Origin of the sequence: Halogeometricum sp. S1BR25-6 (assembly GCF_031624495.1) — an archaeon.
In the GTDB taxonomy this organism is placed as follows: Archaea; Halobacteriota; Halobacteria; order Halobacteriales; family Haloferacaceae; genus Halogeometricum; species Halogeometricum salsisoli.
In genome coordinates this window covers 1,577,403-1,599,725 of the sequence record NZ_JAMQOP010000001.1, presented here as the reverse complement: position 1 = coordinate 1,599,725, position 22,323 = coordinate 1,577,403, and the positions used below count along the sequence as shown (strand labels likewise).

24 protein-coding genes and 1 tRNA gene are annotated in these 22,323 nt (G+C 69.2%); 11 read left to right on the top strand and 14 right to left on the bottom strand.

Going from position 1 to position 22,323, the window contains the following annotated elements; all coding sequences use genetic code 11:
* The first annotated feature begins 54 nt into the window (after positions 1-54).
* Positions 55-129: transfer RNA gene (locus NDI76_RS08385), tRNA-Arg, on the top strand.
* Between the two features lie 342 nt (positions 130-471).
* On the opposite strand, the gene NDI76_RS08380 is transcribed toward NDI76_RS08385, so the two are convergent.
* Together NDI76_RS08380 and NDI76_RS08375 are read right to left on the bottom strand one after the other, a co-directional pair.
* Positions 472-807, bottom strand: a complete 336-nt coding sequence (locus tag NDI76_RS08380; RefSeq protein WP_310923549.1) for a hypothetical protein — start codon at positions 805-807, stop codon at positions 472-474.
* Positions 804-1,808, bottom strand: a complete 1,005-nt coding sequence (locus NDI76_RS08375) for an SDR family oxidoreductase (protein ID WP_310923548.1) — start codon at positions 1,806-1,808, stop codon at positions 804-806. Before NDI76_RS08375 ends, NDI76_RS08380 begins: the two co-directional genes overlap by 4 nt.
* A 268-nt stretch (positions 1,809-2,076) precedes the next feature.
* On the opposite strand from NDI76_RS08375, the gene NDI76_RS08370 reads away from it, so the two are divergent.
* Positions 2,077-3,945, top strand: coding sequence for a glycoside hydrolase family 15 protein (locus tag NDI76_RS08370; RefSeq protein ID WP_310923547.1), 1,869 nt, complete (start codon positions 2,077-2,079; stop codon positions 3,943-3,945).
* Positions 3,946-3,952: 7 nt separating this feature from the next.
* Here the strand turns inward: NDI76_RS08370 and NDI76_RS08365 are convergent, their stop codons facing one another.
* The 7 genes from NDI76_RS08365 to NDI76_RS08335 all read right to left on the bottom strand — a co-directional run bounded on the left by NDI76_RS08365 (position 3,953) and on the right by NDI76_RS08335 (position 10,783).
* Positions 3,953-4,945 carry a bile acid:sodium symporter family protein gene (locus NDI76_RS08365; protein ID WP_310923546.1) on the bottom strand — a complete coding sequence of 331 codons (993 nt, stop codon included), beginning with the start codon at positions 4,943-4,945 and terminating at the stop codon, positions 3,953-3,955.
* Positions 4,946-5,024: 79 nt separating this feature from the next.
* Entirely contained in the window at positions 5,025-6,008 is a 984-nt protein-coding gene (locus NDI76_RS08360; protein WP_310923545.1) for a phosphotransferase family protein, read from the bottom strand.
* 58 nt (positions 6,009-6,066) lie between these two features.
* Positions 6,067-6,747, bottom strand: coding sequence for an HAD family hydrolase (locus NDI76_RS08355; RefSeq protein ID WP_310923544.1), 681 nt, complete (start codon positions 6,745-6,747; stop codon positions 6,067-6,069).
* Between the two features lie 70 nt (positions 6,748-6,817).
* Complete coding sequence (locus tag NDI76_RS08350) at positions 6,818-7,744, bottom strand: phosphotransferase family protein (protein ID WP_310923543.1); 927 nt, start codon at positions 7,742-7,744, stop codon at positions 6,818-6,820.
* A gap of 150 nt (positions 7,745-7,894) precedes the next feature.
* Positions 7,895-8,644 (bottom strand): SAM hydrolase/SAM-dependent halogenase family protein, encoded by a 750-nt coding sequence (locus NDI76_RS08345; protein ID WP_310923542.1) that lies wholly within the window; start codon positions 8,642-8,644, stop codon positions 7,895-7,897.
* Between the two features lie 75 nt (positions 8,645-8,719).
* The gene (locus NDI76_RS08340; RefSeq protein WP_310923541.1) at positions 8,720-9,775 is read right to left on the bottom strand and encodes an ABC transporter ATP-binding protein; all 1,056 of its coding nucleotides are present in this window, start codon (positions 9,773-9,775) and stop codon (positions 8,720-8,722) included.
* Between the two features lie 141 nt (positions 9,776-9,916).
* Complete coding sequence (locus NDI76_RS08335; protein WP_310923540.1) at positions 9,917-10,783, bottom strand: YihY/virulence factor BrkB family protein; 867 nt, start codon at positions 10,781-10,783, stop codon at positions 9,917-9,919.
* A 111-nt stretch (positions 10,784-10,894) separates the two neighbouring features.
* Between NDI76_RS08335 and NDI76_RS08330 the strand changes: the two genes are divergently transcribed.
* The 3 genes from NDI76_RS08330 to NDI76_RS08320 all read left to right on the top strand — a co-directional run bounded on the left by NDI76_RS08330 (position 10,895) and on the right by NDI76_RS08320 (position 13,812).
* Positions 10,895-11,113: a DUF1328 domain-containing protein gene (locus NDI76_RS08330; protein WP_310923539.1), complete on the top strand. Its 219-nt coding sequence runs from the start codon at positions 10,895-10,897 to the stop codon at positions 11,111-11,113.
* A gap of 133 nt (positions 11,114-11,246) precedes the next feature.
* Positions 11,247-11,702: a DUF6789 family protein gene (locus NDI76_RS08325; RefSeq protein ID WP_310923538.1), complete on the top strand. Its 456-nt coding sequence runs from the start codon at positions 11,247-11,249 to the stop codon at positions 11,700-11,702.
* 124 nt (positions 11,703-11,826) lie between these two features.
* Positions 11,827-13,812, top strand: a complete 1,986-nt coding sequence (locus NDI76_RS08320; RefSeq protein ID WP_310923537.1) for a cbb3-type cytochrome c oxidase subunit I — start codon at positions 11,827-11,829, stop codon at positions 13,810-13,812.
* 147 nt (positions 13,813-13,959) lie between these two features.
* Here NDI76_RS08320 and NDI76_RS08315 read toward each other — a convergent pair whose 3' ends face one another.
* On the bottom strand, positions 13,960-14,382 hold the full coding sequence (locus NDI76_RS08315; RefSeq protein WP_310923536.1) for a hypothetical protein: 423 nt from the start codon (positions 14,380-14,382) through the stop codon (positions 13,960-13,962).
* 301 nt (positions 14,383-14,683) lie between these two features.
* Between NDI76_RS08315 and NDI76_RS08310 the strand changes: the two genes are divergently transcribed.
* A complete protein-coding gene (locus tag NDI76_RS08310) occupies positions 14,684-15,346 on the top strand; it encodes a helix-turn-helix domain-containing protein (RefSeq protein ID WP_310923535.1) in 663 nt (220 codons plus the stop codon).
* Between the two features lie 79 nt (positions 15,347-15,425).
* Positions 15,426-16,247, top strand: coding sequence for a BtpA/SgcQ family protein (locus tag NDI76_RS08305; protein WP_310923534.1), 822 nt, complete (start codon positions 15,426-15,428; stop codon positions 16,245-16,247).
* Here NDI76_RS08305 and NDI76_RS08300 read toward each other — a convergent pair.
* From NDI76_RS08300 to NDI76_RS08290, 3 genes are all read right to left on the bottom strand, one after another.
* Positions 16,244-17,512 carry an NAD(P)/FAD-dependent oxidoreductase gene (locus tag NDI76_RS08300; RefSeq protein WP_310923533.1) on the bottom strand — a complete coding sequence of 423 codons (1,269 nt, stop codon included), beginning with the start codon at positions 17,510-17,512 and terminating at the stop codon, positions 16,244-16,246. The genes NDI76_RS08305 and NDI76_RS08300 overlap by 4 nt on opposite strands.
* An 85-nt stretch (positions 17,513-17,597) precedes the next feature.
* Positions 17,598-18,572, bottom strand: a complete 975-nt coding sequence (mvaD, locus tag NDI76_RS08295) for a phosphomevalonate decarboxylase MvaD (RefSeq protein ID WP_310923532.1) — start codon at positions 18,570-18,572, stop codon at positions 17,598-17,600.
* Positions 18,573-18,677: 105 nt separating this feature from the next.
* Entirely contained in the window at positions 18,678-18,830 is a 153-nt protein-coding gene (locus tag NDI76_RS08290) for a DUF7989 family protein (protein WP_310923531.1), read from the bottom strand.
* A gap of 90 nt (positions 18,831-18,920) precedes the next feature.
* Here NDI76_RS08290 and NDI76_RS08285 point away from each other — a divergent pair, with 90 nt between their 5' ends.
* Positions 18,921-19,364 (top strand): SRPBCC family protein, encoded by a 444-nt coding sequence (locus NDI76_RS08285; RefSeq protein ID WP_310923530.1) that lies wholly within the window; start codon positions 18,921-18,923, stop codon positions 19,362-19,364.
* A gap of 4 nt (positions 19,365-19,368) precedes the next feature.
* Here NDI76_RS08285 and NDI76_RS08280 read toward each other — a convergent pair whose 3' ends face one another.
* Positions 19,369-19,953 carry a flavin reductase family protein gene (locus NDI76_RS08280; RefSeq protein WP_310923529.1) on the bottom strand — a complete coding sequence of 195 codons (585 nt, stop codon included), beginning with the start codon at positions 19,951-19,953 and terminating at the stop codon, positions 19,369-19,371.
* Between the two features lie 276 nt (positions 19,954-20,229).
* Here NDI76_RS08280 and NDI76_RS08275 point away from each other — a divergent pair, with 276 nt between their 5' ends.
* From NDI76_RS08275 to NDI76_RS08265, 3 genes are all read left to right on the top strand, one after another.
* The gene (locus NDI76_RS08275; RefSeq protein ID WP_310923528.1) at positions 20,230-20,904 is read left to right on the top strand and encodes a DUF7522 family protein; all 675 of its coding nucleotides are present in this window, start codon (positions 20,230-20,232) and stop codon (positions 20,902-20,904) included.
* A 150-nt stretch (positions 20,905-21,054) separates the two neighbouring features.
* Positions 21,055-21,480 (top strand): DUF7960 family protein, encoded by a 426-nt coding sequence (locus tag NDI76_RS08270; protein ID WP_310923527.1) that lies wholly within the window; start codon positions 21,055-21,057, stop codon positions 21,478-21,480.
* A gap of 75 nt (positions 21,481-21,555) precedes the next feature.
* The gene (locus NDI76_RS08265; protein WP_310923526.1) at positions 21,556-22,257 is read left to right on the top strand and encodes a DICT sensory domain-containing protein; all 702 of its coding nucleotides are present in this window, start codon (positions 21,556-21,558) and stop codon (positions 22,255-22,257) included.
* Positions 22,258-22,323: the final 66 nt, after the last annotated feature.

Below are 22,323 nucleotides of genomic sequence, written 5' to 3'. Positions count from 1 at the left end.
TCGCCGAACGGAATCCGTGGGTTTAAATTACACCGCGCCGGTACGAATGAGTGAGGGCGCTTAGCTCAGTCTGGACAGAGTGCTTGGCTTCGGACCAAGTTGCCACGGGTTCAAATCCTGTAGCGCCCATGATTCTTCCGCGAACGAAGTGAGCGGAGAATCATCTACCGCGAAGGATTTGAATCAGGGAGCGTCGCGAGCGAAGCGAGCAGAGCGACCGAGGTTCAAATCCTGTAGCGCCCATCCACCTTTTTGCTTCGTCGGGTTTCCTCGCGAGCCTTCGGCTCGCTGCGGGAACCGCTCCTCGCAAAAATCTGGACCAAAAAAGTTCCGCGAGACTCGGCCTTCGGCCTCGCTCGCGGTCTCAAGGCTTCCAGTCAGCAGGACCGTCAGCGAATATCGCCCTCTACTGCTTCTCAACGACGCTCCGCAGCGTCGAAACTCCGCCGACAAAACGACCGTCGATACTCGTCAGTCCTTCAGCGCCGACCGAACGTCCACCGCAGCGAACGCCACCTCCACGAGGAAGTCGGCGACGTAGACGCGCCGCTTCGACCCGTCGAGCGCCACGAACGGCAGCAGGCTGGCGGCGTGAATCAGGTCCGTCCCGGCACCGGCCCCCGTCGCCAGCGGACACTCCGATTCACGCAACAGGAACGCCTGCAGTAGGTGCCGAATGCCGAGTATCCGCCGCAGGACGGAGAACGCTCGTCCCGTCTCGACCCCGGCGACCGAATCGACCAGCGAATCGGGGGCGAGGAGGAGCAGGAGTCCGTAGGCGGCTCGAATCAGCGCGGCGCGTCTCATCCGTCGTCACCGACGTAGAGCTTCGCTGCCACGAGCGCGAGGACGCCGAGCACCGCGCCGAGAGCCTCGCGATGCTTGGTGAGCGTGAGTTGGACGCTCCCCGCCTCGGCCTCGTCGTCGAACGACCCGTGCGTGCCCCGGTCGCCCGACTTGGGTTCGAAGAGGTAGTCCTCGTAGTCGTCGGGGACGTCCTCGTCGCGGAACTGGCCGCTGTAGCCCTGTTTCGCGAGCAGGCGATCCACCAGCCACGGCGCTATCTTGTTCCCCCAGATGGTCTTGACCGTCGAGCGCCCGACGTACACCTCGCGCCGTTCGTGGTGGGCCGCCCAGTGGATGCTGTCGGCCGCGACTTCGGGTTGGAAGACGGGCGCGACCGGACGGGGGAGTTTGTCGACGTGGAGTTTCACCTGGTCGAACTGCGGCGTGTTGACGCCCGGCAGGTGAACGGTCGTCACGTGCACGTCGCTGTCGTCGTGGAGCAGTTCGGTGCGGATGGAGTCGGTCATCCCGCGGATGGCGAACTTCGACCCGCAGTAGGCCGCCTGCAGGGGGATGCCGCGGTACGACAGCGCCGACCCGACCTGAACGAGCGTACCGCTGTCGCGCGGTACCATCCGGTTCAGCGCGACGTGCGACCCGTTGACGAAACCGAGGTAGTTCACGTCGGTCGCCCGCTCGAACTCCTCGGGTTCGACCTCGGTGAACTCGCCGAACACCGTCGCCATCGCCGCGTTGACCCAGGTGTCGATGGGGCCGAACTCCTCTTCGACCCGCTCTGCGGCCGCCTCGACCTCGTCGTACTCGCTGACGTCGGTCGGAATGGCGAGCGCCTTCCCGCCGCGTTCTTCGACTTCCGCTTTCGCGTTCTCCAGGCGCTCTTCGTTGCGCGCGAGCAGTGCGACCCTGGCGCCGTCCTCCGCGAACTCGTGCGCGGTCGCCCGCCCGATGCCCGAGGAGGACCCGGTGATGACGACCACTTCTGAGCGGTCCGTCGAACTCATCGAGCGCTCCCTCCCGCGACGTTCGGTACGTGTCGTCTCATCGTCTCTTCTGGGCGTTCTCGCGGAACGCACTTCTATCGTGTGGCCAGCGAGACAGGTGGGTACGGACGCGGATGCAGACGTGAGAGGTCGCTGACGGTCCGGGCGTCGAAACGGGAGACAGCGCCGCGAAGAGGGCTGTGAACGGCCACCACAGTTAGAACCCTCCGCGACGGTGGCCTACGGTAGAACGGTCCGCCCGAGCATCGGACGGGAGCCACAGAGAACGATGAGTGAGTACACACCGCTGGAGGAGTACGGAGCGATCGGCAACTTAGAGACGACGGCCCTCGTCGGCGCCGACGGGTCCATCGACTGGTGCTGTCTCCCGAAGGTGTCCTCGCCGGGCGTGTTCGCCCGCATCCTCGACCCCGGCGGCGGCCACTTCTCGATTCGACCGACCGCCGAGTACGAAAGCGAGCAGGCCTACCTCGACGAGACGGCGGTTCTGCAGACGACGTTCGAGACGGATTCGGGGACGGTGACCGTCACCGACTTCATGCCGTTCGTGGGCGAGGAGGACCCCTCGAATCCGAAGGTACAGGGTATCTATCGGCGGGTCGCCTGTACCGACGGGGAGGTGGAACTCGACGTCGAGTTCGAACCGCGGTTCGACTTCGTGCGGGCGGATACGCACGTCGAATCGACCGAAAACGGCGCCGTCGCCAGCGGGGACGGGAAGCGACTGTTCCTCGTCAGTCCGACGGACCTCGACGTGAACGACGCCGAAACGACGGCGACGGCGACAGTCGACCTCTCAGCCGGGGAGGACCGCTGGTACGTCCTCCAGTACGGGATGGAGGTACCGACCGACGACGACCGCTGCGAGTTGCTCCTCGAAGAGACCGCCTCCTACTGGCAGGAGTGGACGCACAACTGCGGCGACGACTGCCCGCACGAGGGCTACGCCCACGACCTCCTCACGCGCTCGGCCATCGTGCTCAAACTGCTCACCTTCCGCGACACCGGCGCCATCGCCGCCGCGCCCACCGCGTCGCTGCCCGAGGTGGTCGGCGGCGTCCGCAACTGGGACTACCGCTACTCGTGGATACGCGACGGCGCGTTCACCACCCGCGCGCTCGTCAACCTCGGGCACGAGCGCGAGGCCCGCGAGTACATCGAGGACTTCCTCCAGATCAGCCGCGAGCGCGACCCCGCGGAGATACGGCCGCTCTACAGCCTCGACCACGGCGACCTGGAGGAAGAGACGCTCGACTACTTCGAGGGCTACCGCGGTTCCACCCCCGTCCGCATCGGCAACCAGGCCAGCGGACAGACGCAACTCGACGTGTACGGCGAGCTTATCCTCTCCGTGTACCACCTCGCGCAGGCGCAGAACGAACTCGCCGCCGCCGATTGGCGGGCAGTGAAGGACATCGCCGACTACGTCTGCGAGGCGTGGGACCAGACGGACGCCGGCATCTGGGAGCTCCGGGACGACCAGCGGCACTTCGTCCACTCGAAGGTAATGTGCTGGACCGCGCTCGACCGGGCGCTCGAAATCGCGGAAGGCGAAGCGTTCGACGCGCCGGTCGAGCGGTGGTCGGAAGTGCGCGAGGAGATAAAGAAGACGACCGTCGAGGAGGGGTACGACGAGGAGTGGGGGAGCTTCACCCAGTCGTTCCGCAACGAGCAACTCGACGCCTCGGTCCTGATGCTCCCCCTCTCGGGGATGCTGCCGTTCGACGACGAACGGGTGCAGTCGACCATCGACACCGTCTGGTCGGAACTCGGCCGCGGGAACGGGCTGGTCCGTCGGTACCAGGACGACCCGCTGCCGGGCGAGGAGGGGGCGTTCGTGGTCTGTTCGTACTGGCTCGCGAGCTGTCTCGCGCTCTCGGACCGCTTGGACGAGGCGTGGGAGGTGTTCGAGGCGGCGAACGAGCACGTCTCGCCGCTCGGACTGCTTTCCGAGGAAGTCGACCCCGACTCCGGCGACCTGCTCGGAAACTTCCCGCAGGGGTTCAGCCACCTCGGCCTCATCACCGCCGCGCTCTACCTGAAGGCCGCCGAGGAGGGCGAGGAGTTGGAGGACCCCCTCAGCGTCCGGCCGTTCGACGACGACGACGCCGGTCGGGGTTCCATCTCGAAATCCTGAACCGGAGTCAGTCGGCCGTCGACGCCGAACCGCCCTCGGACGCCGACCCGTCGTCGTCGTCCATCCGGGAGAACAGCGTCGCCAGCGCCGGCCCCGAGACGTTGTGCCAGACGCTGAACAGCGCGGGAATCAGGGCAGCGCTCGCGCCGAAGTGCGCCGTCGCCAGCGCGACGGCCAGCCCGCTGTTCTGCAGTCCGACCTCGAAGGCGCAGGTCCGAGCGCGCTCTTCGGGCATCCCGCTCGCGCGCCCGATACCGTAGCCCGACCCGAGGCCGAGACCGTTGTGCAGGACGACGGCGAGGAGGACGACGAGACCCGCCGAGAGGATGGTCGTCACGTTCAGTCCGACGACGGCGGCGATAATGGCGACGATGGCGACGACGCTGACCGCCGGGAAGATGGAGACGCCCGCCCGGGCGACGGTCGGCGCGTACCGGTCGAGGACGTACCGAAGGAGCAGTCCGCTGATGACCGGCAGGAGGACCACCTGCACGATGGACGCGGCCATCTCCGCGAACGTGACCGAGATGGACTCGCCGGCGAGGAGCACGATCCACGCCGGCATCACCACCGGCGCCGCGACGGTCGTCACCGTGGTGATGGTCACCGACAGCGCCACGTCGCCGCGCCCGAGGTAGGTCATCACGTTCGAGGCGGTGCCGCCCGGCGCGGCGCCGACGAGGATGAGTCCGATGCCTATCTCGGGCGGCAGACCGAGGAGGGCGACGAGACCGTAGGCGAACAGCGGCATCAGCAGCCACTGGCTGGCCGCGCCGACGAACACGTCGCGCGGCCGTTCGACGACCCGACGGAAGTCCGCGGGCGTCAGCGTCAGCCCCATCCCCAGCATGATGATTCCCAAGAGCGGCGTGATGTACGGCGCGATGGGCGTGAACGTCTCCGGCGAGTACAGCGCCAGCGGCGCCACCGCCACCACCCAGAGGACGAAGTACTTGCTCGTGACGTCGCCGATTCGTTCGAGCGTCGTCTGCAGGCTCACCTGTCGGTCACCGGCGGAGCCGTTCCCCGCGGCGGCGCATCAAGACTCGGCTTGCTGAAAATATGGCCCCCGACCGCTCTCAGCCGTCGGACGGCGAGGCGGCCGACAGCCACTCGCACATTCGTTCGCGGTGGAACGCGACCGCCTTTTTGCCCTCCAGTTCGGGGTAGCGCGGCCGCGTCACGACCCCGTGTGAGTCCACCGCCGAGCGGACGACCGCCGCGAGTCGGTAGACGGAGGGAACCTCGGGGTACGGCCGCACCGAGCGGTAGCCCTCGCGGAACGCGACTCTGAGGGGGGCGCCGTCGGCGACGTACCAGTCCGCGACGAGGTGTTCGACCTTGGCGGCGGCGAGGCCCGCCGCCGCCGACAGCGGCCCGCCCCAGTCGAGCACGGCGGCCACGTCGCCGCCGTCGAAGACGGCGTTTCCGGGCCGGAGGTCCCACGGGTACAGTCGCGGCGTCGGACTCCCGGAGACGTCGGCGTCGTCGAGGGCCGCGAGGAGTTCGTCCCGGACGCCGTCGAACGCCGTCGGGAGGGCGTCGACGCCCGCCCGGGCGTGGGCGTCGAACCACGACGGCCACGACTCGGTGCCGTCGGCGCGCAACGCGGCACCCGCGTCTTCGTCTCCTTCGCCGCCCGTGCGTCCGTCCTCGACGCGCACGGCGCCGTAGTCCTCGAAGACGAACGACTCGTGCAGCGCCGCGAGCGAGCGGCCGAATCCTCGACTCAGCCGTCGTCGCGTCGCCGAAGATACGCGCGAGAACCGTTCGTGCAGGTCGGCTCCGTCGACCAGTTCCACGACCGCGTACGGTCGACCGCCCAGCGATCCGTCGGCGAGGACCCGCGGCGTCGGCACCGCGGTGCGTTCCCGGACCGCGCGGGCGAGTGCGAGTTCGGTCCGGAACGCCTCGGCGTCCGCGGAGAACTGCACGACGACGCCCCCGCCGTCGGCGAACCGCACCAGCGTCGTCTCCTTCGTGTTGCCCCGCCGCGCGGGCGTCGTCTCCGCGACGCGCCGGGCGGGGAACTCCCGGTCGAGCACCGCGGTCACGTCGTCCACCGGCGCACCTCCCGCGGCCGGTCGTCGGTCGTCGACGTCCCCCGACGGCTCCGACGAATCACTCCGCGGACCCGTCGAGCACAGCGGCGAGTTCCGGGAGCGACTCGACGACGTAGTCGGGGTCGTACGACCCGGGGTCGACGTCGCCGTCGGGATACCACGCGACGGGCATCCCGGCCTCGCGGGCGCCGGCCACGTCGTACTTCAGGGAGTTGCCGACGTAGAGCGCGTCGGACGCGTCGACGCCCAACGATTCGACCGCCCGGTCGAACGGGTCGGCGTGGGGTTTCCGGCGCTCCATGTCGCCGGCGTAGACGATTACCTCGAAGGCGTCCTCCAACCCCAGCGCCTCCAGTTTGACCGATTGGCGGTACTCGGGACCGTTCGTCAGCAGCCCCACTCGATGGCCGACACCGGCGTCTTCCAGCGCCGCCTCCGCCCCGTCGAGGAGCGAGACGGCCCCGTAGTCGATGCCGTCGACGAACTCGCGGGCGACGGCGCTCACGTCCGCCCCCTCCCGGTCGTGCTCGGCCGCCACCGCCCGGAAGCCGGCGCGGTAGTAGCCGAACTCGTCCGGAGTGGTCGGCGGGCCGTCCAGCACCGCCCACAGGTCGCTCGGGACGCCGAACGGTTCCACGCCCGCCCGCTCGAACGCCCCGAAGTAGAGGTGGTCGACGTCCTGGTCGCTCTCGCACAGCGTCCCGTCGAGGTCGAAGAGGACGGCGTCGAAGCGGCTCATGGCCGGGAGTTGGGGCGTCGAGAGCAAAAGCGACTCGGCGTGACGAGTCGCGCCTTCGCCTGACCCGCCCTCAGCCGAGTTCCGACATCGTCTCGAACATCCGCGCTCGGAACCGCTTCGCACGCTCCGCCGTCGCCGCCGACCCGTGCTGGTCCTGCACGTAGAGCGACTGCAAGTAGTAGACGCCGTTCACCAGCCGGTAGTACTGGCGTCGGCGCTCGAACCCGGGTGGGAGCGAGCGGACCGATTCGTAGCCGCGCCGGAACGCGCGTCGCGCGGCCGTCGCGTCCTCGCCGCGCGCCGCGAACGTCGGCGTGACCGTCCGCAAATAGTCCCACTCACCCGGTGCCGCCGTCGCGTGCTCGAAGTCGACGACGCACGCGACCCGCCGGTCACTGACAGCGACGTGTTCGGGCGTCCACCACCCGTGACAGCAGACGGGGTCGCCCGCGCCGTCGAAGGCGTCCGGGCGGTCGCGGAGGAACCCGACCACGGCGTCGGCGACGTCGGCGTGGCCGTACTCGGCGAGGACCGACCGGCGTTGGCGGACGTCGTCGACGGCCGCCCCGTGCCAGTCGTCCGCCGTCTCGACGCGGAGACTGCCGCCGGCCGCGCGGAACGGGCCGTAGCCGTCGACCAGCGGTTCCGTCTCTTCGTGGAGCGTCGCCAGCCCGCGACCGGCGGCGCGCGCCCACGCCTCGTCGGCCTCATCCGACGCGTCCGGCGCGGGGGCGCCGGAGTGCCACGTGGCGACGTAGTAATCGTCGCCGACGTGCCGTATCTCGGGCACCGGAACCGCCGTCTCACGCCCGACGATGTCGATGATACGGCCTTCGACGGCCGCATTCCCCGTTGGTTCGATGTCGCCCTTGTAGACGGCGCGGCGGCCGTCGAGCGCTATCTCGTACACCTCGTGCGGCGGCACGTCGTGGAGGCGACGGGCGATTCGGTAGTCTGCGAACCGTTTCGCGAGTCTCTCGCGCGCGTCTCGTGTCATGGTGTTCGCCGCGTAACGGGCGACGACCGGCCGGCGCGGCACCGAGCGGAGCGCGGTGCCGCGGCTACGGCCGTAAGAGGTCGTCTCGGCCGTCACTCGTCTCCGTGAAAAAAGTTCTCGTCCGCCGGCTCCGACCCCCGTCCCGTCGCCTCACGCGCGTTCGAGCGACACCGCGTCCCCCGCCTCGAACCCGAACGCGTCGTCGCCGCGGCCGCGGTTCACCGCGAACTCCACGTTGCCGTGGCTGCCGACGGTAACGACACGGTCGCCGGGGTCGACGGCGGCGTACGACCGGCCGACCGGAACCGCCTCCCCGCCGACGGACACCCGGTCGAGGCCGTCGAGGAACTCCCCGGGGACGTTCGTGACGACGTTGCCGAAGCCGTCGACGACGAGCACTTCGCCCGCCGCGGCGCCGTCGCCCACGTCGGGGTCTGGAAAGGCGAGGTCGACGTACTCGTCTGTCGGCGCGATTCGGTCGACGGCCGTCACCGCGGGGGCGTCGTGGACGTCCGCCGCGGCCGGCGCGAACACGTCGCGCCCGTGGAACGTGTTGCTCGGCGTCTCCTCGTACGCGACTTCGTACACGTCGAAGTCGTCGCCGGCGATTTCGCGGGCGACCGGGAGCACGACGCCGTTGTCCGGCGCGACGAAGGTGTGTCCGTCCACCTCGACGACGAGGGCCGCGCGGTCGGTGCCGACGCCGGGGTCGACGACGACGAGGTGCGTCGCCGGCGGGAAGTACGGCAGCACCTCCCGGAGCCAAAAAGCCGTCGCGCGCACGTCCTGCCGCGGGAAGTCGTGGCCCACGTCGACGAGTCGGGCGTCGGTGCGTCCGAGTAGCACGCCTTTCATCGCCGCCGGGTACGGCGTCCCGAAGTCCGAAGCGAGCGTTATCATCGGATGGGGCCTCTCGCGCGCCCGGCATGTCGGTGTCGCTTCCGGAGCGCGCGGCCGCGGGTCGACATCTCGGACTCAGAAAAACGTCGCCGCCGCGGGCTCGAATTCGACGTCGAGGCGGTCCGCGTCGGGCACGTCCGGCGTCCGGACGACTATCCGTCTCCCCGCCCACCGGCAGTACAGCCGGGTCGTATCGCCGAGGAACTCCGCCGTCTCCACGTCGACGGTCAGGCGGTTCGGCGGCGAGGGGGCGTCCGGCGAGGGCGGGTCCGCCACCGACAGGCGCTCCGGGCGGACGCAGAATCGCACCGTCTCGCCCGCCGCGGCGTCGACGGGCGGCAGTTCGAACTCGGCGTCCGCGACGCGGGCGGCCGTCGACTCGGGGGGCGACGCCAGAACCTCGGCCTCGAAGACGTTGTTGTCGCCGACGAAGGAGGCGACGAACGCCGTCTCCGGCCGGCGGTATATCGCCTGCGGCGTGCCGACCTGTTCGACCCGGCCGGCGTTCATCACGGCCACGCGGTCGGAGACGGCCAGCGCCTCCTCCTGGTCGTGCGTGACGTACAGCGTCGTCACGTCCAGTTCCCGTTGGATGGCCTTGACGCTGCGGCGGAGTTGCTCGCGGAGTCGGGCGTCGAGGGCGCTCATGGGTTCGTCGAGGAGGAGGACGCGCGGTTCGGGCGCGAGGGCGCGGGCGAGGGCGACCCGCTGCTGTTGCCCGCCGGAGAGTTCGTCCGGGTCGCGGCCGCCCATTCCCTCTAGATTCACCATCGACAGCAGCTCGTCGACGCGTTCCTCCTTCGTGGTCCCGGCGGGCGGCCCGTCGAACTGCAGGCCGTAGGCGACGTTCTCGCGGACGCTCATGTGGGGGAACAGCGCGTAGTTCTGGAAGACGACGCCCACGTCGCGGTCCTCGGTCGGCACCCCGCGCACGTCCTCGCCGCCGAAGCGGACGGCGCCCGCGTCGGGCGACTCCAACCCGGCGACGAGGCGGAGCGTCGTCGTCTTCCCGCACCCGGAGGGGCCGACCAGCGTGAAGAACTCCCCCTCGGCGACCGACAGGGAGACGTCCGCCAAGGCGGCCGTTCCGGCGTACTCCCGGCGGACACCGTCGAGTTCGAGGTCAACCACGGGACGCCACCTCGCGGGCGGGCGAGACGACGCGGACGGCGACCCCGCGGAGAGCGTGGGGAGCGACCGGCATCGTCTCCTCTCAGTCACCAATCGGTGATATAGCCGTCGAATCACGCGCTCGGCGGCCGTCCGGCGGGGTCACGAGCGCGCCTCGGCGTCGACCTCGTCGTCGTCCGACAGGGCCTCGGGCGCGCTGGGAACGCTCGGGAGCCACTCCAGGTCGGCGTCGACGCGTCCCGAGAGGACGGCGTTGACGACGACGCCGACGAGGATGGCCAGTCCGCCGAGATACAGCCACGAGAGGAAGATGAGCGCCACGCCCGCGATGCCGTACAGTTGGACGCTCTCGGAGAGGCCGACGTAGACGCGGAAGACGAACCCCGAGACGGTCCACGCGGCCGCGGCCACGAGGACGCCCGGAAGCGCCTCGCGCGGCGATTGGTCGACGCCCGGGAAGAAGTAGTACATCGGAAAGAAGCCGACGACCAGGGAGGCGAAGATGAGCAGTCCGCTCGCCACCGACCACCAGCCGCCGAGAGCCAACGACAGGGCGACGGAGACGAACGAGACGACGATGAGCGCGATGGTCGTGCCGACGAAGACGAGTCCCGTGTCGCGTATGCGCCCCCAGAACGACGTGTGCCGGCGCGTGCCGTACACCTCGGCGAACGTGTCCTGAATCGAGCGGAAGCTCTTCAGCGTACTCCACACCATGATGGCGACGGCGAGCGACAGCGCCCGAACGCGGGCGTCGGTCTGGGCGCCGATCATCTTCAACACCCGCTGAAGCTGGTTCGGTTCGACGCTCGTGAGGCGGCCGAGTCCCTGCGCGATGGCGTCGACGCTGCCGAACGTGGCGATGCCGACGACCAACAGGAACACCGTCGGCACGAACGCGTTGAACACGTAGTACGACAGACTGGCGGCGAGCGTCGTCACGTTCTTCTCGCGACTGATGGCGACGACGGCTTTCGTCACTCGGACGACGGAATCGGCGCGGGACACTCGGCGTGGTAGGCGCCACGCCGGTATCAATCGTCGCAGCTGTCGGAATAAGTGACTGTCAATTCGAGGGCTACAACGGTTATGTGTCGAGAGAGAGTCGTCGAAACTGCAATGACAGCACTCACAGCGCTCACGACCGGTGCCGCAGTCGCGTCGACCGCGCTCCCCCTGCAGTCGGGAGGGCTCCTGACGCTCGCCATCGCGTTCCTCGTGCTCGCCATTCTGGCGGGTTTCGCGGGGTTCCGCGGCGTCGCGGGCCTCTCGATGAGCGCCGCGCGAATCCTCGTCGTGGTGTTCCTCGTGCTCGCTATCGTCACGTTCATCCTGTAAGGTGACGGGTCCGCAGGACGGTCGGACGACGCCGAGCGTCGACCGACCGCCACTCGAATCCACTCCCCTCGTGAACGTGTAGTTTCGCCCGCGCCCCGTCAGGCTTATTCGGCAGTTCTACGAACCGAACGGTATGAACCGGTCCCTCGCCGCTGTCGCCGGTGGACTCTCCGGAACCGCCGCGCTGACCGTTCTACTCCTCCTCTTCGAGGTCGAAACCCGGTCGCAGGTAGGCATGTTCGACGTCGTCGCGCGGTTCGTCGGCGTCCCCGGGAGTACGACCGTCGGATTCGTCCTGTTTGTCGCCGCCGGGACGCTGGCGTGGCCCCTCCTGCTCGTCGCCGTCGAGGACTCCGTCCCCGGGTCTGACCCCGCGATAAAGGGGATGGGAATCGGCGTGCTCCTCTGGATTCCGTTCCTCCTCCTCGGACGGGCGGAACTCTCGGGGGCCATCGTGTTCGCCTTCGCCGGCCTGACGCTCGTCGCCCACCTCGCCTACGGCTATATCACCGGCGCCGTCTACGCCCGTCTCACGGGTCGAACGCCGTCGGGCGGTACGCTCGGCGACGGTTCGGAGCTTCAGGGCTAACCCCGACATCTCGGCCCCGTTCGTCGGTCCGCCGCCCGACGGTTCCAAGATTCTGGGGACGGCCTCGTCACTTATGTGGGGACCGTCCTAAGTCGCTCTCACGCGCCTCTCGCGCGAGTTGATAATGTCTCTGCCGCTCGTTCCGCTTCTCGCCGTCGTCAGTGTCCTCCTCGGAGGCTGGGCGTACTGGCGCCGCCGCGAGTCGACGGACCCCACCACGACCGAATCGCCCCGACACCCCGCCTCGCTCCGGACGGACGGCGGCGAAGAACGCCCCGACGGCGGACGCCGGGTCGACGACCGACGGGTCTCCGAGGAGCGTCGAACCGACGGCGGCGAACGCAGCGCCGACTCCGGCTCCGAGAGCCGACTGCCCATGGTCGGCACGCTGTACGGCCGCGAACACAAGACCAGCAAGCCGTACGGGTTGATGCGATGGGTGACGAGCGTCGACCACAAGGACATCGGCATCCTCTATCTCCTGTTCGGCCTCGCGGCCGGCATGTGGGGGGCGACGGACGCGATGATGATCCGGACGGAACTGTTCACCCCCGGGACCGACGTCTGGAACGCCGAGACGTACAACGGCCTGTTCACGACGCACGGGTTGACGATGCTGTTCTTCTTCGTCACCCCCGTGTTCACCGGGTTGGCGAACTACTTCCTCCCCCTCCTCATCGACGCCGAGGACATGGCGTTCCCGCGCATCAACGCCATCGCCTTCTGGCTCTTACCGCCATCGTTCGTCCTCGTCCGCGCCGGCCTCCTCACCGAGGTGTTAGCGAAGGTCATCGACGCCGTCGGCCCGCGCGTCGAGTTCCTCTACGCCTTGGAACCGCCGACGATGGGGTGGACACTGTACACGCCGCTGACCACCCAACTGACCAACCCGCAGGTCGACCTGCTGCTATTGGGCCTGCACCTCTCCGGACTGGCGACCATCATGGGCGGCGTGAACATCATCGTCACCATCTTCACCGAACGCGGCGAGGGGGTTAGCTGGTCCACGCTCGACATCCTCACGTGGTCGCTCCTGACGACGAGCGGCCTCATCCTGTTCGCGTTCCCCGTCCTCGGGAGCGCCGTCCTCATGCTCCTGTTCGACCGCAACTTCGGGACGGCGTTCTTCGCCGTCGAGGCCGGCGGTCCCATCCTCTGGCAGCACCTGTTCTGGTTCTTCGGTCACCCCGAGGTGTACATCCTCGTCCTCCCGGCGTTCGGGCTGACGAGCCAGATACTGCCGAAGTTCTCGGGACGGAAGCTGTTCGGGTTCAAGTTCATCGTCTACTCGACGCTCGCCATCGGCGTGCTCTCGTTCGGCGTCTGGGCGCACCACATGTTCGCGACGGGGATGGACCCCCGCCTCCGCGCCTCGTTCATGGTGGTCACGCTCGCCATCGCGGTGCCGAGCGCCGTCAAGACGTTCAACTGGATGGCGACGCTCTGGAACGGCAACGTCCGCCTCGAAGCCCCGATGCAGTTCCTCGTCGGCGGCATCGGACTGTTCGTCATCGGCGGCGTGACGGGCATCTTCCTCGCCTCCATCCCCGTGGACGTCGTCGTCCACGGCACCTACTACGTCGTGGCGCACTTCCACTTCATCGTCGTCGGCATCATCGCCTTCTCGATGTTCGCCGCGTCGTACTACTGGTACCCGCTCCTGACCGGACGGATGTACAACAAGCGCCTCGGGACGCTTCACGCCGTCCTCAGCATCGTCGGCGTCAACGTGACCTTCATGCCCCTGTTCCTCATGGGCCTGATGGGACTGCCGCGGCGGTCGGCGCAGTACCCCGTCGAGTTCACGCTCCTCCAGCAGATTGCGACCGTCGGCGCGTTCGTTCTCGCGGCTAGCGTCGGCATCTGGCTGTTCAACATGGTGAACTCCTTCCGGACGGGACCGGTGGTCCGGACCCCCGACCCGTGGAACCTGAAGGAGTCCAACCAGTTCTCCCGCGAGTGGCAGTGGTTCGAGCGGCGGATGTCGGAGGACCTGTCGAACCCCGAGGCCCTCGCCGACGGCGGACGCGTCGCCGACGAGGAGGCGACCGACGCCTCGGACGGCACGTCCGACGACGTCGAATCCGACGTCGACACCGCCGAGAACTGAGGCGACCGCTCCGCCCTCGGTCGGTCGGCGATTCTCGTCGGCCTCCGTTCTGCGCCCGGAGTCGTCCTCGAAGCGGACGCGCCGCTCCGCGGGTCGAAGGTGAGGAGAGAACGGCGAGAACGGACGGTTCGGGGAGCGGAACCCGGATTAGCTCTGGAACGGTTCCTCGTCGCGGTGGTTGTCCGGGTTGTTCACCTCTTGGGCCTCTCGCTCCATCTGGTCGGTCTCGCGGTCCACCTCGTCGGTCCCGCGCCGGTCCGCGTCGGGGTGGACGTCGTCTTCGTCTTCGTCGCCCGCGCCCGGAACGCGGGATTTGTCGACGAAGCGCTGTCTTCCTTCGTCGCCGTCGTCCACGACGAACGCCACGTCCGACGCCTCGTACATCGAGGTGAACTCCTCCCAGTCGAGTTCGCGACCCTCCGCGTCCTCGTCGGTCGTGAAGCGGAGTTCCAGCGACCCCTCGGACGTGGCGGCGACGACCGGGCGCGACCCGGTCTCCTCGGCCCACGACCGCATCTCTTCGAGGTCTGAGAGCACTCGCTCCTCGTCCGCGTCGTTGTTTGCGCTCATCGCACTCCATACTCGCTACGAGCGCATACCCGTCTCACGCCTGCAAGTGCAGGGTTCGACCGGCTCCGGCGATGGATAAACGAACGCGCAGACGCAAGCAGAAAAGACGGGTCGTCGTCGGCCAAAGCTTATTGGCAGCGCTATCAGGCGCAGTTCGAGGTATCTGTCGCCCGTCGGCGCCCGGAGGGGCGGATTTCCGGGCTCCTCGGACGCTCTCGGGGCACTTTTCGACGGCTACCCGAACTCGCACCGGACGAACGCGGCCGTCGTCTTGAAACCGGCCCCCGACGTAGCACGGCCCGTGACGAGCATCGCCACACTCAGCGCCGACGCGACGGACTTCCTCCTCGGCGACGCCTTCGAGGCGATTCCGACGCTCGCCGTCGAGGTACCGCCGGTCGTGGCCCACGGCCCGGACGACCCCTTCCCCTTCCTCGCCGCGACGGGCGCGGACCCGGAGGCCGCGGCCGCGGCCTTCGAGGACGACGGCTCGGTCCGCGAGGCCGACCGCCTCTCGGCCGGCGGGGACGGCGGCCTGTTCCGCGTCGTCTGGACCGAGACGGCCGAACTGCTCCTCGGGTCGCTCGTCAGGACGGACGCGACGGTGCTCTCGGCCCGCGGCGCCGACGGCGCCTGGAAGTTCCGCGTCCTTGCGCCGGACCGCGACTGCCTCGGCGTGACGTTCGACTTCCTCGCCGACCACGGGGTGACCGTGGAGTTGGAGGGCATCCGTAGCCTCGACGGCGAGGACGCCACCCGTTCGTTCGGGCTGAGCGAGGAGCAGTACACCGCCCTCCTCGCCGGTCTCGACCGGGGGTTCTACGAGGTCCCCCGCGGCACCGACACCTCCGAACTCGCCGCCGAACTGGGTATCACCCACCAGGCCCTCTCCGAACGACTCCGCCGGGCGCACGGCACCCTCGTCGAGAACGCCCTCGCCTCCGGGTCGCGCGTGTTCAACTGACCCGAGCCTCGATTCGCGCCCGTCGAACTCCCCGACGCCGAGTCCGTGCGCTTTTGTCCCGACCCGCCGACGCCCGCGTATGCACGAGCAGTCCCTGTCGCTGCCCGACCGCGCCGTCGTCGGCATGGTCCACCTCCGCGCCCTTCCCGGCGCGCCGACTCACGACGAGGACGCCGGCCTCGACGCCGTCCGCGCGGCGGCGCTCGAAGACGCCGCGGCCCTCGAATCCGGCGGCGTCGACGCCGTGATGGTCGAGAACTTCGGCGACGCCCCCTTCTACCCCGACGACGTGCCGAAACACACCGTCGCCGCCATGACCGCGGTCGTCGTCGCCGTCGCGCGCGAGGTGGACGTCCCCGTCGGCGTCAACGTCCTCCGCAACGACGCCGAGGCGGCCCTCTCGGTGGCGGCGGCGACGGACGCGTCGTTCGTCCGCGTGAACGTCCACGCCGGGGCGCGCGTCACCGACCAAGGAATCGTGGAGGGTCGCGCCCACGAGACGATGCGACTTCGCGAATCGCTCGGCGCGGACGCCGCCGTCCTCGCCGACGTGGGCGTGAAACACTCCGAACCGCTGGGCCGCGAGACGTCGCTCGACGTCGCCGTCGAGGAAGTCGTCGGCCGCGGCCTCGCCGACGGCGTCGTCGTCTCCGGGTCGGGCACGGGCGCCCCGACCGACGACTCGGACCTCGCGACCGTCGCCGGGGCGGCCGAGGCGGCGGGCGTCCCCGCGCTGGTGGGAAGCGGCGTCACCGCCGAGACGGTGGCCGCGACGCTCGAACGGGCGGACGGCGTCGTCGTCGGCACGGCGCTGAAAGAGGGTGGGGAGACGACGGCACCCGTCGAGGAGTCGCGGGTGCGCGCCGTCGTCGAGGCGGCGCGGGCGGGGTCGGAGAGTTAGGAGCCGAGTTCCTCTTCGACCAGGTTCGCGGCGTTCTGCACGGCGCCGACGGAGCTGAGGTGTCCGGCGCCGACGGACGCTTTCATCGCTTTCGCCGCGGCCCCGGTGACGACGGTCGGTCCGAGTTGCGCCACCGCGCCGTCGCCGACGCTGACGATCCACCCCGGCACCTCGAACCGGTACGGCTCCATCCGCGGCGCGAAGTCCGTCGCCTCGCCCTCCGCCTCGTGGCGGACGAGTTCGGCGAGGTTGTCGGCCACGGTTCGGGCCTCGCGCAGGGCGGCGGAGGCCGACGCAGGAACGGCTTCGCCGTCGGCGTCGACCACGCGCGCGGCGTCGCCGACGGCGAACGTGCGGTCGTCCAATCGGAGGTCGCTCCGGACGACCGGTCGGTCGCCGCCCATCGCGGCCTGCCCGGCGATACCGCCCGTCCAGACGAACGTGTCGTAGGCGAACGTCCCGGCGTCCGTCTCGACCGCATCCTCCGTGGCCCGTTCGACCGACGTGCCGGTCCGGACGTCGACGCCGCGGGCTTCCAGCGCCTCGCGCACCGCCTCGCGGAAGTTCTCCGGGAAGTTCGGCGCGACGTGGTCGAACTGCTCGATCAGGGTGATGTCGGCCTCGACGCCCTCCTCCTCGGCGACGGCGGCGAGTTCGCCGGCCGTCTGGACGCCCGAGAGACCGGCCCCGCCGACGACGGCGCTGACTCCCCCGGTTTCGGCGACCGGGACGCTCGGGTCGTCGGCGACGTCGGTGCCCGCACTCCCCTCCGCCGCGCCCTCGTCGGAGACGTCGATGGTGATGCTCCCGTCGCGGGGGCCGTCGACCGTCTCGCTCGAACGCACGGCGCCGACGGCCCCGAGGAACGACTCGCGGATGGCGTCGGCGTCGGCGACGCTCTTGAGCGGGAGAGAATACTCCTCGACGCCCGGCAGGTCGTAGTAGGCCGTCGCGGAGCCGAGACAGATCGCGGCGTAGTCGTAGTCGAGCGTCGTTCCGTCCGCGAACGAGACCGTTCGGGCGTCCCTGTCGACGCCGTCGACGCGGGCGACGCGGACCTCGGCCCGGTCGAAGAGGTCTTCGAGGGGGACCTGAATCGTCTCGGCGAGTCCGGGGCGGCGGATGACGCGGTGGACCTCGTGCAACACGAGGTGGGTGTCGTCCTCGTCGACGACGACGAGTTCGACTTCGGGGGGCAGGCGCGATTCGAGACGGCGGGCGAGCGTCACTCCGGCGTATCCCGCGCCGAGTACCAGCACACGCATGGTCGGAGGGTAGGAGTACGGGACAATGAGCCTGTGGGGTGGTGAGGGTCAGGTCGAGTCGGCGGAGCGTTCCCCGCAGACCCGCTCAGAACAGCGCCTCAGACTCGTCGAGCACCTCGGCGGGACCGCCGACCTCCCACACGTCGGTGTCGACGTCGCACCCCGCGACGGCCTCTTCGACCCGGTCGGCGTGCTCGGCCGTCGTGTTCACGTAGACGCTCGCGCCCGTGTCGGCCGAGAAGTAGACGGGAATCTCCTCCTCGCTCCGGAGTTCGCGGACGGCGTTGAACACGGCGATGGTCTTCGGCTGCCAGTACACCCATCCCGAGGGACCGGTCATCGTCGTCGCCGTCAGCGAGAGCGTGTCGTGTTCCGCGAGTTCGAACGCGCGGTCGAAATCCGCCGCGCGGAGGGCGTCGCGCATCTCGTCCAGTTGGTGGTGGACGTGCGCCATCCGCGCTTGGAACATGTGGCTCGCCGCGGCCTCCTCGTGGGCCTGTTCGGTCTCCTTGTAGGCGGGGACGTGCGCGGCGACGATGCGCAAGTCGTCCTCCAACTCGGATTCGATGCGCTCGGAGCGGCAGTCCTCGTCGTTCATGCCCGAGTAGAGGTGCGAGAACGCGCCGGTGACGGCGCGGGCGGCGGAGGAGGACCCGCGGCGGGCGATAGTCGATATCTCGGGGCGGGTCATCCCCAGGTCGGCCGCCTCCGCGAGGGCCATCGCGGCGGCGGCGAACCCGGAGGACGAGGAGCCGAACCCGATGTTCGAGGGGAAGGAGTTCTCGGATTCGAGGCGCACCGCATCGTCGGTGTCGGCGAGCGTCCGGACGTGGTCGACGACGGCGTCGATTCGCTCCGCGCCGCGGCCTGTCACCTCCTCGCCGCCGATGACGTAGGTGTCTTCCTCCGAATCGGGACGGAACTCGACGGTCGTCGTGGTGTGACTCGGCGCGGTGCAGACGCTGATGCTGTCGTGATACGGGAGTCGCAACTCCTCGTCGCGCATCCCGTGGTACTTCACCAGCCCCTGAATCGGGTGTGCCTTCGCGGTGGCCTTCATACTCCCACGCGCGGGAGACGCGGGGTTAAACGTCCCGATGGTCGACGAGAGACCGCAGTCCGTCGGCGGCGGACGGCAGAAACGGGCGTCCTTCGAACCGAGCGTTCAGTCGTCCGCGGCGACCGTCGAGTCGGGCGCCGCCTCGGCGTCGACTTCCGTCTCCTCTCGCTTTCGGCCTCGGTTCCAGACGTTGGTGACTGTCTCGCCCGTCGGCGGGGTGTGGCTTATCTCTTTCATGCTCGCGCGCTCTTCTGTCATATGTCATCGGCTGCCACGAGCGAGCTTAACCGTTACCCTGAAAATGATTATAACACTTAGTACCATACTAGTCTGTATAAGGAGTCAAAGGTGACCCGCGGCTCGGACGCGGCGCGGACGCGAACGCGGGTGGAGCGAACGCCGGACGGCCGGCGCCTCGTCGTCGCCCGGATGGTCGACGCGCCGGCGCCGGCGGCGTGGAACGTGCTCACGGACACGAGGACGTGGCCCGACTGGGGGCCGTCCGTCTCGGCCGTCCGCGGCCCCGACCGAATCGGACCGGGAGCGACGGGGGAGGTACGAATCGCCGGCGTCGGCGCGTGGGTCCCGTTCGAGGTGACGGAGTACGACGAGGAGGCGATGCGGTGGACGTGGACCGTCGCGCACGTCCCGGCGACGGGCCACCGGGTCGACGCCCTCGGGAACGAACGGTGCCGCGTCGCCTTCGAGGTTCCCCTCTTCGCGGCGGCGTACGCGCCCGTCTGTCGGCGGGCGCTCCCGGCGATAGCGCGGTTGGCCGAACGGGCGGCGTAGCCGTCTACGGCGGTCGTTCCAGGGAGAAGCGGTCGGCGATGCGCGCGTACTCGGACCCCGAGAGGCGCCCGACAGCGTCGAGTTTCGTCGTGTCCATCTTCCCGTCGGTGAGGAGGGACTCGTCGACGTGCGCGTGAACGACTTCGCCGAACACGAGCGTCGAGGCGCCGACGTCGAGCGTCTCGGTCAGTTCGCACTCGAACGACACCGCCGCCTCCGCGACCCGCGGGGCATCGACGACGGCGCAGTCGGCGGCCGTCACCGCGGCGTGGTCGAACTCGTCCTCGTCGGGTGAGAGCGTCGCGCTGGTCGCGTTCATCGCCTCGACGACGTCCTCGGTGACGACGTTCCAGACGAACGCGCCCGTCTCGGCGGCGTTGCGGGCGCTGTCCTTCCGGTCGTCGCCGGTGCCCGACGCGGAGAACAGCAGCGTCGGCGGGTCGGGGGTGACGACGTTCGAGAAACTGTACGGCGCGAGGTTCCGCGTCCCGTCCGCCGCGCGGGTGCTCACCCACGCGATGGGTCGCGGGACGACGGCCCCCGAGAGGAGGCGGTACGGCGACCCGAACGCGTCCGGCGGTCCGTCCACGTCACCGCGCCTCCCGGCGCTGTCGCGTGTTCGCTCTCATCGCTCGCCCTTCGCCGACCGGAGCCAAAGAGCTAGCGGCCCTTCAGACGCCGACGCCGAGCGGGTCGGGCCATGCGACGTTCGAGAGCGCGAGGAAGCCGAGAACTGGGACCGTTGTGTGATTCCGTACATTACCGGGACAGTCGGATGGTCGCGATTCGGATGAATTATCTCTGCACTCCGCGAAAACTATACCCGTGCCCGCGACCGAGTACAATCGGATGAAACACTCGCACGATGACTGACTCTTGGGATACCGCGGGCTACATCGCGAGTTCGCGGTACAGAGCGTCCGTCTGTGAGTTCCTCGAAGAGGAAGGACCCGAGCTCCCGTCGCGAATCGCGTCGGAGTTAGAGCTCGCACAGCCGCACGTCTCTCGGGCGCTCTCGGAACTCCGAGAGCGAGAAGTCGTCCAACTCCTGGTGCCCGAGTCCCAACAGAAGGGGCGACTCTACGGCCTCACCGACCGGGGTCGGACCGCCTTGGTCCGACTCCACGGGGAGTCCGAGTCCGGCCCCGTCTCCGTCACGTTCGTCGAGGAGGGAGCGTTCCCCTACCCCCCGCTGGTCGACTTTCTCTCCGAGGAGTATCCGGGTACGTTTCGGTTCGCCCTCGTCCGCGAAGGCGACGACTCCGACGCGTTCGCCGCGAACGACGAGGTCCGCGAGTCGTGCGACTCGCGCTCGCTGTCCGCCGTCATCGAGGCGCTCAGCGCCGGCGACGCGACGGTGAACGAGCAGTTGGAGGGGACCGACGACGGCGAGCGGTTCGTCGTCCGCGGCTTCGAGCACTCGCTGTGGCTCAGGCTCCCGTTGGGCGAGGACGCCGAGGTGTTCGTCGCCCTGGACCGGGACGCCGACGTCAACATCAACTCCTTCGTCGACGCCTGCCGTCGACGATTGAAGAACTGACCGCGCCGCGCGTCCGTCTCCGTCTTTGTCTCCGTTTCCGCCTCCGCCGCTCCCCGCCCGCGAGCGCCGGCGCTCCCGATTTCCCTCTCTCCGTCGCCGGTTCTCGCCGCGGGGAGAACGCCCATACCGTCGGGAACCCTAGCGCCGTCGATGTACACGGGGAAGACCGAACAGCCCTGCTGTCTCTGCGACGACCGGGACACGGTCGCCCGAATCGACGTGCCGCCGCGGGCGGTGCCCCAGATGAAGCACTCGGGGTCCGTCGCGTGGCACGACATCGTCGGCGAGGTGTCGATTCACTTCTGCGAGAGCGACTGGGACCTCGTCACCGACCTCGTCGCGATGGGATTGAACCCGCTCTCGCGCTGTAACGTCGCGCGGGCGTCGTTCAGTATCCGCGAGGATTTCGAGGCGCTGTTGAACGCGACGCGCGACGCCCCCGACCAGCGCGCACAGGAGGCCGGCTTCCTCGACGAGGCGCGCGAGACGCTCGCCGAGTACGGCGAGGACCCGATGGTCGAAGAGCGCGACTTCGTCGAGGCGTGGGTCGTCGTCGACGCCCTGTCGGAGGCGTGAAACCGCCGCTCTCGGCTGTATGTCGGTGCTTCTCGGGAAAACGTATATCCGGGTCGACCGTCTCGACCGTACGAGATGAGCCTGCGGGACATCGTCGCCGCGGTGGGCGAACGCGAGCGAACGCTCGTCCTCTACGAACCCGTCTCCGACCGACTGCTCGAACAGGTGCGGGAGTATCTCGCGCCGTACCCGCTGACCGTCGAGCGCCGGGACGGAGGTGAGTCGCTGTCGGGGACCGCCGAACTGACCGACGGCGACGGGTCGTGGGTCCGGACGGACTGCTCCGCCCTCTCGGCGCCGCTGACGCCGGAGGCGTTCGAGGCCGCCCTCTCGGACGTGCTGACGCGCATCGACCGGACGACGTTCACCTCCTACGACGGCGCGCGGATGGTGTCGGCGTCGCGGGAGATAGAGGACCGGGCGTGGCGGTCCGGCAGCGGAACGCTCCACGCCGGGTTTCAGCGCGCGTCCGCCCTGCGACGACAGGCCGAGGTGTACCGCCGCCTCGCGCGCAAGAACCTCGACATCCACGTCTACGCCGTCCCGGAGGGCGACGCACCGACGCTCGACGGCGCGACCGTCCACCTCGTCGACGACGAGGAGATAGCCGCGACGTGGTTCGTCGTCTACGACGGCGACGGCGAGGACGCCTCGAAGTGTGCGCTCCTCGCCGAGGAACGAGACCAGAACGTGTTCCGCGGCTTCTGGACGTACGACCCCCGCGTCGTCGACGACGTCCTCTCGCACCTGTCGAACCGATACGTCGCCCCCGCCTGAACGGAACGCGTCGCCTCGCACCGCATCGACCGACGCCGCGGGCGACCGTCCCACGATTTATATGTG